Annotated in this window: 15 protein-coding genes and 1 pseudogene; 9 read left to right on the top strand and 7 right to left on the bottom strand. The window is 60.8% G+C overall.

The genetic code is table 11. The annotated features are described in order from the left end of the window. Positions 1-37 precede the first annotated feature (37 nt). On the top strand, positions 38-1,204 hold the full coding sequence (locus ACYCCG_RS13320; RefSeq protein WP_459670729.1) for an N-acetylmuramoyl-L-alanine amidase: 1,167 nt from the start codon (positions 38-40) through the stop codon (positions 1,202-1,204). A 31-nt stretch (positions 1,205-1,235) separates the two neighbouring features. Here the strand turns inward: ACYCCG_RS13320 and ACYCCG_RS13315 are convergent, their stop codons facing one another. Next, positions 1,236-2,222 carry a GlxA family transcriptional regulator gene (locus ACYCCG_RS13315; protein WP_176684186.1) on the bottom strand — a complete coding sequence of 329 codons (987 nt, stop codon included), beginning with the start codon at positions 2,220-2,222 and terminating at the stop codon, positions 1,236-1,238. A gap of 131 nt (positions 2,223-2,353) precedes the next feature. On the opposite strand from ACYCCG_RS13315, the gene ACYCCG_RS13310 reads away from it, so the two are divergent. Further along, positions 2,354-3,571, top strand: coding sequence for an S-(hydroxymethyl)glutathione dehydrogenase/class III alcohol dehydrogenase (locus ACYCCG_RS13310; protein ID WP_176684187.1), 1,218 nt, complete (start codon positions 2,354-2,356; stop codon positions 3,569-3,571). A 58-nt stretch (positions 3,572-3,629) separates the two neighbouring features. Here the strand turns inward: ACYCCG_RS13310 and hemB are convergent, their stop codons facing one another. Continuing rightward, positions 3,630-4,640 (bottom strand): porphobilinogen synthase, encoded by a 1,011-nt coding sequence (gene hemB, locus ACYCCG_RS13305; RefSeq protein WP_459670725.1) that lies wholly within the window; start codon positions 4,638-4,640, stop codon positions 3,630-3,632. A 5-nt stretch (positions 4,641-4,645) separates the two neighbouring features. Beyond that, positions 4,646-5,080: a DUF4440 domain-containing protein gene (locus ACYCCG_RS13300; protein ID WP_459670724.1), complete on the bottom strand. Its 435-nt coding sequence runs from the start codon at positions 5,078-5,080 to the stop codon at positions 4,646-4,648. Between the two features lie 97 nt (positions 5,081-5,177). On the opposite strand from ACYCCG_RS13300, the gene hisI reads away from it, so the two are divergent. From hisI to dksA, 3 genes are read left to right on the top strand one after another with little or no spacing between them, the layout of a single operon-like run. Beyond that, the gene (gene hisI / locus ACYCCG_RS13295; RefSeq protein WP_339444262.1) at positions 5,178-5,591 is read left to right on the top strand and encodes a phosphoribosyl-AMP cyclohydrolase; all 414 of its coding nucleotides are present in this window, start codon (positions 5,178-5,180) and stop codon (positions 5,589-5,591) included. After that, positions 5,588-6,934 carry a dihydroorotase gene (locus tag ACYCCG_RS13290; RefSeq protein WP_339533470.1) on the top strand — a complete coding sequence of 449 codons (1,347 nt, stop codon included), beginning with the start codon at positions 5,588-5,590 and terminating at the stop codon, positions 6,932-6,934. The genes hisI and ACYCCG_RS13290 overlap by 4 nt, the downstream gene beginning before the upstream one ends. A 36-nt stretch (positions 6,935-6,970) precedes the next feature. Next, on the top strand, positions 6,971-7,375 hold the full coding sequence (gene dksA, locus ACYCCG_RS13285) for an RNA polymerase-binding protein DksA (RefSeq protein ID WP_064493495.1): 405 nt from the start codon (positions 6,971-6,973) through the stop codon (positions 7,373-7,375). A gap of 103 nt (positions 7,376-7,478) precedes the next feature. Here dksA and ACYCCG_RS13280 read toward each other — a convergent pair. Together ACYCCG_RS13280 and ACYCCG_RS13275 are read right to left on the bottom strand one after the other, a co-directional pair. Next, positions 7,479-7,586, bottom strand: a pseudogene (locus ACYCCG_RS13280) (hypothetical protein); the annotation flags it as partial. A gap of 2 nt (positions 7,587-7,588) precedes the next feature. Next, positions 7,589-7,969: a termination factor Rho gene (locus tag ACYCCG_RS13275; RefSeq protein ID WP_339533469.1), complete on the bottom strand. Its 381-nt coding sequence runs from the start codon at positions 7,967-7,969 to the stop codon at positions 7,589-7,591. 560 nt (positions 7,970-8,529) lie between these two features. On the opposite strand from ACYCCG_RS13275, the gene ACYCCG_RS13270 reads away from it, so the two are divergent. Then, positions 8,530-9,513 (top strand): TerC family protein, encoded by a 984-nt coding sequence (locus tag ACYCCG_RS13270; protein ID WP_392460689.1) that lies wholly within the window; start codon positions 8,530-8,532, stop codon positions 9,511-9,513. A 111-nt stretch (positions 9,514-9,624) separates the two neighbouring features. On the opposite strand, the gene ACYCCG_RS13265 is transcribed toward ACYCCG_RS13270, so the two are convergent. Both ACYCCG_RS13265 and ACYCCG_RS13260 read right to left on the bottom strand, forming a co-directional pair. Further along, positions 9,625-9,831 (bottom strand): hypothetical protein, encoded by a 207-nt coding sequence (locus ACYCCG_RS13265; RefSeq protein WP_176684162.1) that lies wholly within the window; start codon positions 9,829-9,831, stop codon positions 9,625-9,627. Between the two features lie 12 nt (positions 9,832-9,843). Beyond that, positions 9,844-10,764 carry a LysR family transcriptional regulator gene (locus ACYCCG_RS13260; RefSeq protein ID WP_459670719.1) on the bottom strand — a complete coding sequence of 307 codons (921 nt, stop codon included), beginning with the start codon at positions 10,762-10,764 and terminating at the stop codon, positions 9,844-9,846. Positions 10,765-10,866: 102 nt separating this feature from the next. Here ACYCCG_RS13260 and ACYCCG_RS13255 point away from each other — a divergent pair, with 102 nt between their 5' ends. From ACYCCG_RS13255 to ACYCCG_RS13245, 3 genes are all read left to right on the top strand, one after another. After that, positions 10,867-11,286 carry a hypothetical protein gene (locus tag ACYCCG_RS13255; protein ID WP_459670718.1) on the top strand — a complete coding sequence of 140 codons (420 nt, stop codon included), beginning with the start codon at positions 10,867-10,869 and terminating at the stop codon, positions 11,284-11,286. 13 nt (positions 11,287-11,299) lie between these two features. Next, on the top strand, positions 11,300-12,397 hold the full coding sequence (locus tag ACYCCG_RS13250) for an alkene reductase (protein ID WP_459670716.1): 1,098 nt from the start codon (positions 11,300-11,302) through the stop codon (positions 12,395-12,397). Between the two features lie 213 nt (positions 12,398-12,610). Beyond that, positions 12,611-13,087 carry a VOC family protein gene (locus ACYCCG_RS13245; protein ID WP_176684196.1) on the top strand — a complete coding sequence of 159 codons (477 nt, stop codon included), beginning with the start codon at positions 12,611-12,613 and terminating at the stop codon, positions 13,085-13,087. Positions 13,088-13,131 lie beyond the last annotated feature (44 nt).

The following is a 13,131-nucleotide window of genomic DNA, read 5'->3' as shown; positions in this document are numbered from 1 at the left end:
CGAGGCTTCGCTGGTTCGCAGGTCAATGGGAGTGCATATGGATCGTCGCCGAGTGCTGAAATTACTGCTTGCATGCCTGGCATTGCCGCTGCCTCTTGCGGCGCAAGCCGGGCAGGCGGTTAAACGGGTTTGGGTGAGCCGGTCGGGCAGCGTCACCAAGGTGTCGCTGGAGCTGACCGGGCCGGTGGCGGCGAAGCATTTCAGCCTCGCGGCGCCACCGCGGTTGGTTCTTGATCTTCCTCAGGCCAGCCTGCAGGCGTCACTGAACGATCTCGCCCTGGACGGCACTGCCGTCACAGCCGTGCGCAGTGGCATCACCGCGTCCGGTGACTTGCGTATCGTGCTGGACCTGGCCGACTCGGCAGTGCGCGGCGAAGTCCGCTCGCTCAGCACCGGGAGGCATGGCCTGGAGTGGGTACTCACTGGGCCGCCGGTGGGCGTTGCGCCGGTAGCTGCCAAGCCCTTGGCGCGACAGCGCGACCTGTTGATCGTGGTAGATGCCGGGCATGGTGGCAAAGATCCCGGTGCAGTAGGGGCCAAGGGCGAGCAGGAAAAGCGCGTTGCGTTACAGATCGCCAAGTTGCTGGCCAAGCGCATCGATGCACAGAAAGGCTACAAGGCACGCTTGGTACGCAGTGACGATGTCTTCATTCCGCTGCGCAAGCGCGCCGAACTCGCTCAGCGGCTGAACGCGGACTTGTTCGTTTCGGTGCATGCCGATGCTGCACCGCGACTCACGGCGTCTGGGGCATCGGTGTTCGCCTTGTCGCAAGGGGGCGCGACGTCGTCGATGGCGCGCTGGATGGCGCAGCGGGAAAACGATGCCGACAGGGTCGCCGGGGGATTGCCGATCAAGCTGCGCGTGCGCGACCCCATGGTCGCCGGCGTGCTGCTGGACATGTCGATGAACTCGACGATCGCCACCAGCCTGGATCTCGGGCATCAGGTGCTCTCGCAGCTTGGGCAGGTGTCGGGCCTGCATCAAGCGCGGGTGGAACAGGCAGGTTTCGCCGTGCTCAAGTCAGCGGCAGTACCCTCGATCCTGGTCGAGACCGGTTTCATTTCCAATGCCGGAGATTGCCGGCGGTCGCATGATGCCCGTCATCAGCGCAAGGTCGCGGAGGCGATATTCGCCGGGCTGGACAGCTACTTCCGCCAGAAACCACCGGCTGGCAGCCTGATCGCGGCCAGGAGGCAGGCGTGATCCACGCTGCGTTCCTGCAATGGCACAGGCATCATTGTGCGCGGGATCGCTCCCGGTAGCGCCGTGGGGTGAGCTTGAGGTTGCGCTGGAACACCCGGCGCATCTGCTCTTCCGAGCCGAAACCGCATTGGTCGGCAATGCGCTTGAGTGCAGTGTCCTCGTCCACCAGTAACCGCCTTGCCTTCTCCATCCGCGCGCGCTCGATGAATGCCAAGGGAGAGCAGCCCGATTCCTTGTGGAACAATCGGCGCAAGTTTCGACTGCTCATGTTCGCGCGTTCGGCGAGTACCTCCAGGCTCAGCGGGCGATCAAGATTTTGCAGGATCCATAAGCGTAGGCGCCTGATCGCGGAGTGCGGGGTCATCTGGCTGTCCAGGTGCTGGCTGAACTGCGACTGGCCACCCGGGCGCTTCAGGAATACCACCAGCTCGCGGGCAATTTGCAGGGCCACTTCCTGGCCGAGGTCCTGTTCTACCAAGGCCAGGCTCAGGTCGATGGCAGCTGAAACGCCAGCACACGTCCATATTCGCCCTTGCTCGATGAAGATGGCATCGGAATTGACATTGACCGCGGGGTAATCATTGGCCAGCTTACTGGCGACGCTCCAGTGGGTGGTGACATCCAGGCCGTCTACGACCCCTGCTTGGGCAAGAAAAAATGCCCCCGAGCAAACACCTACCAGCCGATTGATGCGAGATGCGGCCTGCCTGCACCAGTCGACGATCAGCCGCTGCTCGGCAATCGCCGTGCCAATGTCACGCGCGCCGACAATCAACGCGGTATGAGGGCGTGGACTCGTACGAAGATCTTCGGCTTCCAGGGAGATCAAGGTGTCCGAACCTACCAAGCCGGGTTGTGGTGCCACCAGATGCAGGCTGTAGGTCGGAGGCAACCCTTCGGCCGCCTGACGTTTGTTGGCGTAGTCGAAAACGGTGAGTGCACCTACCGCCTCGATTGATTTGAAACCGGGGTAGATGACTATGTGCACCCTGCGTTCAGAAGTGGCTTCGTCAAACATTCGCAATCGAACTCCTTGGGCGCTTGCGGACAGATTTCGTACGGATCAGGCCACTTTCGGCCGCGTGGTCTGGCGCACGGAATCGCGCAGGTTAATGTTTTTGAGCGTTATAACATTACATTGAGAGACACATGAAAACACGCGCAGCTATCGCCTGGGGGCCCAATCAACCTCTTGAGTTCGAAGAGATCGACTTGCAGGGGCCGAAAGAGGGCGAGGTGCTGGTTCGCATCGTCACCACGAGCCTTTGCCACACCGATGTATTCACCCTGTCCGGTCGGGACCCGGAAGGGAAGTTCCCGTGCATTCTGGGGCATGAAGGCGTCGGAATCGTCGAGGACGTGGGGCGGGGTGTCACCACTGTCAAGCCAGGCGATCACGTGATCCCGCTGTATACGCCGGAGGATCCGAACTGCCCATTCATCAAGTCCGGCAAGACCAACCTTTGCCAGACCATCCGCAAAACCCAGGGGGAAGGGCTGATGCCCGATGGCACCAGCCGTTTCTCCTACAAGGGCCGCACGATCTTTCATTACATGGGCACTTCCACATTCAGCGAATACACGGTCCTGCCGGAAATCGCCGTGGCCAAGATCGACCCTGCGGCACCACTGGCCAAGGCCTCGATCATGGGCTGTGCGATTCCTACCGGGATCGGTGCGGTGCGCAATACCGCCAAGGTGCGGCCCGGTGACACGGTCGCGGTATTCGGCCTGGGCGCCGTCGGCATGGCGGTCATTCAGGGCGCGGTATTACAGGGGGCGGGGCGGATCATCGGGATCGACGTCAACCCGAATAAGTTTCCGTTGGCCCTTTCCCTGGGGGCGACCGAGTGCGTCAACCCAAGGGATTTTCGCGAGCCGCTGCAGAACGTGATCATCGATATGACCAACGGCGGTGTGGATTTCTCGTTCGAATGCGTCGGTAATGTGGAATTGATGCGTGCAGCCCTTGAGTGCTGTCACAAAGGGTGGGGCGAAAGCATCATCATCGGCGTGGCAGGGGGCGGGGAGGAGATCGCCACGCGGCCTTTCCAGCTGGTTACCGGTCGCGTCTGGAAAGGCAGCGCGTTCGGCGGGGTGCTGGGGCGTTCCGAGTTGCCGGGGATGGTGGACGAGTGGTTGCGTGGGGAAATCAATGTCGACCCCTACATCACTCATAACATGGATCACGAATCGTTGAATCATGCGTTCGATCTACTCAAGCGCGGCGAAGCGATTCGCTCGGTCATTCATTATCGGGAGCGCGAGACCCTAAGCCACGATTTGCCTGGGGTGATCCTTGACCGCGACGGGCGCGTGATTGCAAAACCAGCACCCGAGCGCCCGGCTCCCACCCCTTTGACATGAAAATCTGAACGGGCGGACGCATTCACACCATCGGCGTGAATGCGTCCGCCAAGGCCACTCAACCCCGTTTCAGCCGCGTGGCGGCCTCCAGAGCGAAGTAAGTCAGGATGCCGTTGCACCCCGCACGTTTGAACGCCATCAATGCCTCCAGGATGACCGTGTCCGGATCCAGCCAGCCCTGATTGATCGCTGCCTTGAGCATCGAGTATTCACCGCTGACCTGGTAGGCGAATGTCGGCACGGCAAAGGTTGCCTTGACCCTTTGAATGATGTCCAGGTAGGGCATGCCGGGTTTGACCATCACCATGTCGGCGCCTTCTTGCAGGTCCAGCGCTACTTCGCGCAGGGCTTCGTCGCTGTTGGCCGGGTCCATCTGGTACGTGCGCTTGTCGCCTTTGAGCGCGGCCGCCGAGCCCAGCGCGTCGCGGAACGGGCCGTAGAAGCCGGACGCGTACTTGGCGGCGTAGGACATCAGACGCACATCGCTGAACCCGGCCAGGTCCAGCGCGGACCTGAGCGCGCCGATGCGCCCGTCCATCATGTCCGAAGGTGCCAAGGTGTCGATGCCGGCCTGGGCCTGGACCACGGCTTGGGCCGCCAGCACTTGCAAGGTTTCGTCGTTGGCCACGCGGCCTTGGCGCAGCACGCCGTCGTGGCCATGGTCGGTGTAGGGGTCCAGTGCGACGTCGCCGATCAAGCCAAGGTTGGGGAACGTGGCCTTGAGCAACCTGGCGGCGCGGCAGATCAGGTTTTCCGCGTCGAGGGCATGGCTGCCCTCACTGTCCTTGCGCTGCGCCGGGGTAGCGGGAAACAGGGCAATGGCCGGAATGCCCAGCTCGACCGCCCGACCTACGTGATCCGGCAATTCGCTCAGGCTCACCCGTACCTGGCCCGGCATGGCAGTGATCGCCTCGTGTGTACCTGAGCCTTCCTTGAGAAAGACCGGCCAGATCAGGTCATCGCAAGACAGGCTGTTTTCAGCTACCAGACGACGCGTCCATTCGTCAGCGCGATTACGGCGCAAACGCGTGGCCGGGAACGCGCCCCTTGAGCTCACGAAGTGGGCCATGCCTCTCATGCCTCGATGGAGGAGTGGTGGCCAGTGATCAACCACTGCTGGTCGATCCGCTCGAAGGTGAACAGGAAGCGCGCTGGCACTACCCGCTGCTCGCCGTCCTCACGAAAGACGAAGGTGTACTGGCCTCCGACGACCACGGTGCCCAGCTTGCGGCTGACGCGCTTCTTGAACAACTGGATGTCACAGACCAGCCCGTCGTTAGCGAGGAAATTCTCGAAATAGTTGCGACGGCTGTCGTCGCAGTCACGCACTTGGTTGGACAGGGTCGGAACCAGGATCGCATCAGGTGCGTACAACGCCAGCACCTGATCCACATCACGTGTGGCCACGGTCGCGGCCCAACGGTAGAGCGCTGCTTTGGCACCTGCCAGGCATGCCAGTTCGGTGTCGGCGTAGGTTTCGGTGGAAGGGGCGGGGCGTGTTTCAGTCATGGCGTTGTACCTGCGCGAGTCGAAAAGATGAACAGTAGGGGCGTAATCTGCTAAGTTAACAGTGTTATAACATAACATTTACGGCAGGTCGCAAATCATGTTCCTTACCCTTGAGCAGGCAGCAGCGGATAGCCGCTTTGCCTTGACCGATGTGCTTCGCCACATACCCTGGAGCCCCCAGGGGCTGATCCCCGCCATCACTCAGCAGCATGACAGCGGCGAGGTGCTGATGCTGGCCTGGATGAATGAAGAGGCGTTGCTGGAAACCCTCGAGACCCGGCGGGCCTGCTACTGGTCGCGTAGCCGTGCGCGCTTGTGGCGCAAAGGCGAAACCTCGGGGCATGTTCAGCATGTCCATGACGTGCGGCTGGACTGCGATGGCGACGCGCTGTTGGTGTTGGTAGATCAGCAGGGGGCCGCCTGTCACACGGGGCGTCGCAGCTGTTTCTACAACGCGATCCAGGGTGATCAGGTAGTGGTGACGGGTAACCCGGCCGAGGTGGGCGCATGAGCCGGACCATCATTCGCAATGCCCGCCTGGTCAACGAAGGTGCCCTACAGGAGGCCGATGTCCTGGTCGCCCATGGCCGTATCGAAAAAATCGCCCGCAGCATCACGGGCGTCAATGCGCCGATCGAAATCGACGCCCGTGGCCAATGGTTGCTCCCCGGCATGATCGACGACCAGGTGCATTTTCGTGAGCCTGGCGCTGCGCACAAGGGCACCATGGCCAGTGAGTCGCGCGCAGCAGTGGCGGGCGGTATCACCAGCTTCATGGACATGCCCAACACCAACCCGGCCACGCTGGATCTTGCCGCCCTGCACGACAAGAAAGCCCGCGCCGCCGCCACCTCGGTTGCCAACTACGGTTTTCATTTTGGCGTGAGCAAGGACAACCTCGATACCGTGGCGGCCCTCGACCCACGTGAGGTGGCGGGAGTGAAGGTGTTCATGGGCGCCTCCACCGGCGACATGCTGGTGGACGACCCCAGGGTGCTGGAACGGCTGTTCGCCAGCGTGCCAACCATCCTCCTGGCGCACTGCGAGCATTCCCCGTCGATCCTGGCCAACGAAGCGCGCATACGTGAGCGCTACGGCGATTTCATTCCACCGGCCATGCACCCGATCATTCGGGATGCCGATGCCTGCCTGCGCTCTTCGAGTCTGGCGGTGAAGCTTGCCAAGCAGTTCGGCACACGGTTGCATGTGCTGCACCTGACCACCGCCCAAGAGCTGAAGTTGTTCCAGCCTGGGCCGGTGCAGGGCAAGCAGATCACCGCTGAAGTGTGCGCGCACCATCTGCTGTTCGATGACCGTGACTATGCCAGCTTGGGCCACCTGATCAAATGCAACCCTGCCATCAAAACCCGGGAAGACCGGGACGCGCTGCGTCAGGCTCTGCTGTGCGACCGCATCGACGTCATCGGTACCGATCACGCACCCCACACCTTGGCGGAAAAACAACGCCCTTATGCCTCGGCGCCATCAGGTTTGCCGTTGGTACAGCATGCACTTCCGGCGCTCTTCGAGCTGGTGGAGGAGGGCGTGCTGACAGTTGCCCAACTGGTGCGCAAGACCAGCCACGCCGTCGCGGATCTGTTCGCCATTTCGGAACGTGGTTACCTGCGAGAGGGCTACTGGGCGGACATGACGCTGATCGAGCGTCTGCCCGAGCCCCGCGCTGTCAGCCTCGATCCGGTTCTGGCGCACTGTCAGTGGACGCCGTTCGTGCACCATCGTTTTCATCACCGAGTGGCCACGACACTGGTCTCCGGGCAACTGGCCTGGCATGAAGGCCGGCTGGTCGAGGGCTGCCAAGGCTTGCCGCTGGCGTTCAACGCACGACGCGGTTGACCGCCATTTCTTCTCATTGACCTGAGCGCACCTGCAATGACCGAACAAGAGCTACTATCCCAACCGGAAGACGCCTACATGGACGCTGCCCAGCAAAGGTTCTTCCGTGAGCTGCTGCTTGCCCAGCGCAATGAGCTTCAGCAACGCATCGCTGAAGAATTCGAAGCGATCCGCGACTTCGAGCCCACCAGTGATCCCTCCGATATCGGCACGGCGGAGGAGCATCGTCAATGGCAATTGAGGCTGCTGGAGCGGGAGAAAAAACTGCTGGACAAAATCGACGAGGCCCTGGAACGCGTTGCCCGTGGCGAGTATGGCTGGTGCAAGGAAACTGGCGAACCGATTGGTCTCAAGCGGTTGCTGCTCAGGCCAACCGCCACCCTGTGCGTGGAGGCGAAAGAACGCCAGGAACGCAATGAGCGGCACATGCGCGACGATTGAGGGGGCCAATCGCTAGCCCAGCTATTATCAGCCACGCCGAGATGTGCTGCCGCTCGCGACTCCAGCGTCCCTGGCATGTGGGTGGGGGCTTGCCCCCGCCCAGTCACAGCACCTTGTCGAGCGTGACCGGAAACTCCCTCACACGCTTGCCCGTGGCATGGTAGACCGCGTTGGCCACCGCGGCTGCCACCCCGACGACGCCGATACCGCCGGTCACCCGTGTTTTTGCAGGGCTTCAATCAACTGGGCCTTGGTCATGGTCGAGCGGCCCTTGATGTCTTTGCTGCGTGCCTCTTTCATGAGGCTCTCTTTGCTCTGCGATTCCAGCGACGCGTGAGATGTCCGCGAATGCCCCTGGCGAGTTTCAGCGGCGCGCTTGGCCGAATCCGAGCGTGCGGTCTTCTTCACGTGCGACGGTGTCCTGCTTCCCGAGCCTGCGTGTTTTTCACCACCACCGGATTGTTTGTTGACGGTGGCCCAGGCGCGTGCTTCGGCTTCATCCTTGCCCACGCCCTTGTCCTCGTAAGATTGCTCGATGTGTTCGGCCTTGCGTTTCTGCTTGTCCGTGTACTTGTCTTTGTCCCCGCGTGGCATGGTATTTCCTCCTGCGTGGGTGGCATGAACGGTTGAAGACCAGGGCAGAACTGACGCACCCGGTGATGGAAGGGTGATCCGTTTCCGGCTGAGCCACTGCCACCACCCGCGTCTGTGCCGCTACTACCAGAGCCATGACTGCCGGTTCCCGAGCCGCTGTCGGTACCGTCACCTCCGGTATTGTCCGTCCCATTGTCGTCAGTACCGCCATCACCCGTACCCATGGATTGTTCACCCTATGTTCGGCCTGGCGTGCGTGGGAGGGTGCCTTCTGAGCGACGGAAGGCGCTGCATCAGGTCGACGCGAGCGAGCGGCGCATTGCTCCAATGAAGGCGTTGATAACGTGCGGGGCACCCATGAGGCTGGTGCAATCAGGTGTGCGAAGTCAGTTTTCCAATGCAAGCGTTTTAGCTTGTCATGGACAAAATTTGTAAATGTTTTCTACTTGCAGCCTACTCGCGCCCGATAAATTCTTTCTTCGTGACGCCGGGCCCCTCTGACGGTTATACCGCCATGTCGGAGTCATAGTTGTTCAACTACGACTATAAAGGAGGGGCTCATGTCTGCCCTTAGTGCGTATCTCTACCAAGACGTTCTTGGTACTGACCTCTGGCTTTGGCTTTCCTTTTTCGCTGTTGTGCTAACACTATTGGCGCTTGACTTAGGTGTGCTGCATCGCGGGAATCGGGAGATTGGAGTCAAAGAGAGCTTGTTGCTGTCTGCGGGCTACATCAGTATGGGCCTCCTGTTCGCGGTCTGGGTGTACTTCCAGAAAGGCAGCGATGCCAGCATGGACTATGTGACGGGTTTCTTGATTGAAAAATCCCTGTCAATGGATAACGTTTTCGTGATTGCCCTGATATTCAGTTTCCTGGCCATTCCTCGGGAGTTCCAGCACCGAGTGTTGTTTTGGGGGATCATGGGGGTCATCGTCTTGAGGGCTATCATGATCGGCCTTGGGGCTGCGCTCATCGCCCAGTTCAGTTGGATACTTTACTGTTTCGGCGCTTTCCTGGTGTTCACCGGGGTAAAAATGCTCTTCGCTCGTGTCGATCATGCGCCTGACTTGGAAAACAACCGTTTCGTCAACTACCTGCGCACCCACCTACGCATCACCAAAGAATTGCACGGTCAACGTTTTATGGTTCGCGTACCTGACGCGTCAGGGAAAAGAATTCTATGGGTGACACCGCTCTTCCTTGCACTTATTTTGATTGAGTGTGCAGATTTGGTGTTTGCTGTTGATAGCGTGCCTGCGATTTTTGCCATTACACAGGATCCGTTCATCGTTTATACGTCGAACATCTTTGCTATTCTCGGCTTGCGAGCGCTCTATTTTGCACTGGCTGCCATGATCAGTCGCTTTGTTTACCTTAAGTATGCGCTGGCTCTGGTGCTTGTCTTTATTGGCGCAAAAATCTTCCTTCATGACGTTGTGGGTAAAGTGCCAGCCGAAATATCGTTGAGCGTTACAATCGGCCTGCTGATTGGTGGCGTGTTGCTTTCGCTTTGGAAAACCCGAGCGTCGGCTAACGCTCATTGAATAATTCGGACAGCTGAACGGCAGATCAAGGACAAGCACCGCAAGCATGGCATCAAAGGTGGCTGGGTGTGGCGCAGCCCGTGCGAAGAAGCAAAGCGTAGATTTTCCATCTCATGAGTCGCGCGGCATTCGTTGCGCATCATGCAACAGCTGAGCGACCTCCGTTACATCGGCCACGCTCTTGGCCAGAAGGACCTCGTACTCGGCCGTGAGGATCTTCGGCAGAATTACCAGCGATTGCGGATCGTCATCGAATGCCAGCAGGGTGTATGGCTTAGTGGGGCATCGTGACGACACCTGTTCAGACTTGATCGACATGCAGCCAACCATTCAGATGACGCGGATGTCCTGCGTACCGGCCAACGACGCGCAGCGTTCGCGTAGAAAGACCTGGAGGACCCTGACCCGCTCACTGACCTGAACCCTGTGCGGGCACATCAGGTAGACCGGCGCAGGCTCTCCCTGCCAGTCGGCGAACAAGGCACGTAACCGGCCGGCGCGCACATCCGTAGCGACATCGAGCCATGCCTTGTACACGACCCCGTGCCCGGCGAGCGCCCAGCGCCTGGCAACTTCGCCGTCGTCGCTGCGATAGTCACCGCGGACCTTGACCTCGCAGACCTCGTCACCACGCCTGAAACGCCAGTTATCGTAGGGACGCCCCTGGCGCTGGTAGACAATTGCAGAGTGCTCGGCCAGTGCCTGGGGCGAGGTTGGTTCACCCTGGCGGGCAAGGTAGGCGGGGCTGGCGCAGGCGACCCGATAATGCGCCTCCAGCACCGGCAGAGCCACCAGGGTGGAATCGACCGGTACGCCGAAGCGCAGTGCGACATCCACCGGCTCGCCGAACAGGTTGTTGGGGCGGTCGTTGAGCAACAGATGCAATTGCAGGTGTGGGTGCGAGGCACGCAATTCATCCAGCCAACCCAGCAGCACACTACGGCCAAAGTCCGAAGGTGCCGCCAGCTGCAATACGCCGGCCAGTCCATGCCCGGTCCCGCGAACCGCCCGTTCACCTTCGTCCAATACGGCCAGGGCATTCCTCGCCGCCTCCAGATAGCGCTCACCCTCCGGCGTCAGGCGTTGCTGTCGCGTCGAGCGGGCGAGCAGGCGAACCCCAAGGCGCGACTCCAGGCGCTTGAGCGCGAGGCTGGCTGCCGCGGGGCTGATATCCAGTTCACGCGCTGCGGCCGAGAGGCTGCCAACTTCGGCGGCTTTAACCAGCACTTTCAACTCAGCCAGACCCTGCATTTGTAAGTTTTCCTTATAAGTCATGTGCCAACGGCGGTATTTATCGCACATTTCCAATAAATGATCATGTAGGCACCGATAGAGCACGACTAGGTATCGCCCATGTCTCTCGATTTCAAATTCGACCACATAGCCTTCAACATCGGCGCCGATGACCACTTGCCCGCGTCGCTGCAGACCTTGCTTGGGGTGCAATCCGGCCCGCGGCCACCGTTCCCGTTTCCAGGCCAATGGCTGTATCAGGACGACCATGCCCTGGTGCACCTGCTGCAATGCGACGGGCTCGAGGCGACCCGCTTCAGTCACCTGGCCTTGAGCACGTGTCAACCGGCAGCGGTGGTGATGAAGCAGGTCAAGGCCAGCGAGCTGCCTCACCAGGTCGCCATCATGCCCGAGCAGCGGACCTGCCAGATATTCATCAGCCTGACCGATGAGTTCATCCTCGAACTCGATTGCCCTCTCGGTGAAGACCCGATCGATTTTACCCATGACTACCAGCACAACAGTCAAGCCCCCGTCTAACCAGGAGCCACCCATGTCCAGCCCGCTGAAACTCTTCACTCCATACGAACTCGGCCCCCTCACGCTGCCCAACCGCATCGTCATGGCACCAATGACCCGCTCACGCAGCACACAGCCCGGAGACGTGGCCAATGCGATGATGGCGCATTATTACGCCCAACGCGCCAGCGCCGGGCTCATAATCAGCGAGGCGACGCAGATCAGCCCTCAGGGCAAGGGCTATAGCTTCACACCGGGCATCTACAGCGCCGAGCAAGTAGCAGGCTGGCGGCAGGTTACCGACGCCGTGCATGCCAAGGGTGGGCGTATGTTCCTGCAGTTGTGGCATGTAGGCCGGATGTCCCACGCCAGCTTCCACGCCGATCGCCAGCCGGTGGCGCCTTCGGCGCTGCGTGCCGACGCGCAGGTATGGGTGGTCGGTGAAGATGGGGTAGGGCGGATGGTCGATGTCAGCGAGCCACGCGTCCTGAGCAAGGAGGATATCCTGGCGGTGATTGAGGATTACCGCCTGGCCGCCCGGTATGCGCGCGAAGCGGGGTTCGATGGGGTCGAGATCCACGCAGGCAACGGCTACCTGATCGACCAGTTCCTGCGCACCACCTCGAACCTGCGCGATGACGAGTACGGCGGCAGCCGCGAAAACCGTATCCGATTCCTGATTGACGTCACGCGCGCGGTCGCAGGGGAGATCGGCGCGCAACGCACTGGTGTACGCCTGGCCCCCTATATCACCGCCCGTGGCATGAACTGCCCGGACGTGATCCCGACCATCCTCCAGGCCGCCCAGTCGCTCGACGCCCTGGGTGTTGCCTATCTGCACCTGGCCGAGGCGGATTGGGACGATGCACCGCACATTCCCGAACCCTTCCGGTATCAACTGCGCCGTGAGTTCAGCGGCGCGATCATCGTGGCCGGGCGCTATACCTTGGCGCGCGGCCAGGCGCTGCTCGACGCCGGCCTGGTGGACCTGGTTGCCTTCGGCCGTCCCTTCGTCGCCAACCCGGACTTTCCCGCGCGGCTGCAGCATGACTGGCCCCTGGCCGAGTTCGAGGGCAGCCGACTGTTCGGCGGTGACGAGGTGGGTTACAGCGACTATCCGGAATATCAATAACGTGAACGGCTGAACCAAGGTGCCCGGGGCGACGAGGCGGCTCATTTTCACCCTGGCCATGGAAGTGTTCATGACCAGGGTCGATCAATCTCGGGCGCCGGGCACGCCAGACTCGATAAGCGCCTTGTCGGTTTACAACTCGATGTTCTGGCGCGATGAGCCGCGTTTTCCGACGGCTCGCTTATTGGCATTACCCCCTATCTGGAGGACTTCATGGGCGTCCACAAACTTGACCATTTCACCATCCGCACCCCGCTCTGGGTCGAAACCGCAGCGTTCTTCGAGCACGTCATCGGCCTGACACCGGGTCCACGACCGGGGTTTCTTTTCCCAGGGTATTGGATGTATGCCGGCGACCAGCCGCTGTTGCACATCGCCAGTGTCCAGGGCGACCCAAAGGAACTGCAGATGTACCTCGGCGACAAGCCAGGCGGATATGGATCGGGTTCGCTCGATCATGTGTCGCTGCGTTGCGATGGATTGGAGCAAGTCCAGTCACGATTGCAATCCATGGGTATTGCGTTTCGTGAACGCGTCATTCCACAAATAGGCGAACACCAACTGTTTCTCGAGGACCCTAACGGCATAACCATCGAGATGATCTTCGACTACGTGCCGGGTCGTCGAATCGTTGGCCAGAGCATGTCGCACCTTGAGATAGAAACGCCTCACACCGTCAGCCCGGATTGACCACCGTTGGTGCGACAAGGATCTGCGGCCTACCTGCCTCCTGC

This window comes from Pseudomonas sp. VEM90, assembly GCF_054611535.1.
Note: the sequence above shows the minus strand (reverse complement) of the source record. Positions and strands in the feature narration are given on the sequence as shown.

Coding starts and splice junctions, on each gene's coding strand:
- ACYCCG_RS13245 (WP_176684196.1), top strand. CDS start 12,611: ATGGGCGTCCACAAACTTGACCATTTCACCATCCGCACCCCGCTCTGG.
- dksA (WP_064493495.1), top strand. CDS start 6,971: ATGACCGAACAAGAGCTACTATCCCAACCGGAAGACGCCTACATGGAC.
- ACYCCG_RS13255 (WP_459670718.1), top strand. CDS start 10,867: ATGTCTCTCGATTTCAAATTCGACCACATAGCCTTCAACATCGGCGCC.
- ACYCCG_RS13265 (WP_176684162.1), bottom strand. CDS start 9,831: ATGTCGATCAAGTCTGAACAGGTGTCGTCACGATGCCCCACTAAGCCA.
- ACYCCG_RS13250 (WP_459670716.1), top strand. CDS start 11,300: ATGTCCAGCCCGCTGAAACTCTTCACTCCATACGAACTCGGCCCCCTC.
- ACYCCG_RS13315 (WP_176684186.1), bottom strand. CDS start 2,222: ATGTTTGACGAAGCCACTTCTGAACGCAGGGTGCACATAGTCATCTAC.
- hemB (WP_459670725.1), bottom strand. CDS start 4,640: ATGGCCCACTTCGTGAGCTCAAGGGGCGCGTTCCCGGCCACGCGTTTG.
- ACYCCG_RS13260 (WP_459670719.1), bottom strand. CDS start 10,764: ATGCAGGGTCTGGCTGAGTTGAAAGTGCTGGTTAAAGCCGCCGAAGTT.
- ACYCCG_RS13320 (WP_459670729.1), top strand. CDS start 38: ATGGATCGTCGCCGAGTGCTGAAATTACTGCTTGCATGCCTGGCATTG.
- ACYCCG_RS13275 (WP_339533469.1), bottom strand. CDS start 7,969: ATGCCACGCGGGGACAAAGACAAGTACACGGACAAGCAGAAACGCAAG.
- hisI (WP_339444262.1), top strand. CDS start 5,178: ATGTTCCTTACCCTTGAGCAGGCAGCAGCGGATAGCCGCTTTGCCTTG.
- ACYCCG_RS13300 (WP_459670724.1), bottom strand. CDS start 5,080: ATGACTGAAACACGCCCCGCCCCTTCCACCGAAACCTACGCCGACACC.
- ACYCCG_RS13310 (WP_176684187.1), top strand. CDS start 2,354: ATGAAAACACGCGCAGCTATCGCCTGGGGGCCCAATCAACCTCTTGAG.
- ACYCCG_RS13290 (WP_339533470.1), top strand. CDS start 5,588: ATGAGCCGGACCATCATTCGCAATGCCCGCCTGGTCAACGAAGGTGCC.
- ACYCCG_RS13270 (WP_392460689.1), top strand. CDS start 8,530: ATGTCTGCCCTTAGTGCGTATCTCTACCAAGACGTTCTTGGTACTGAC.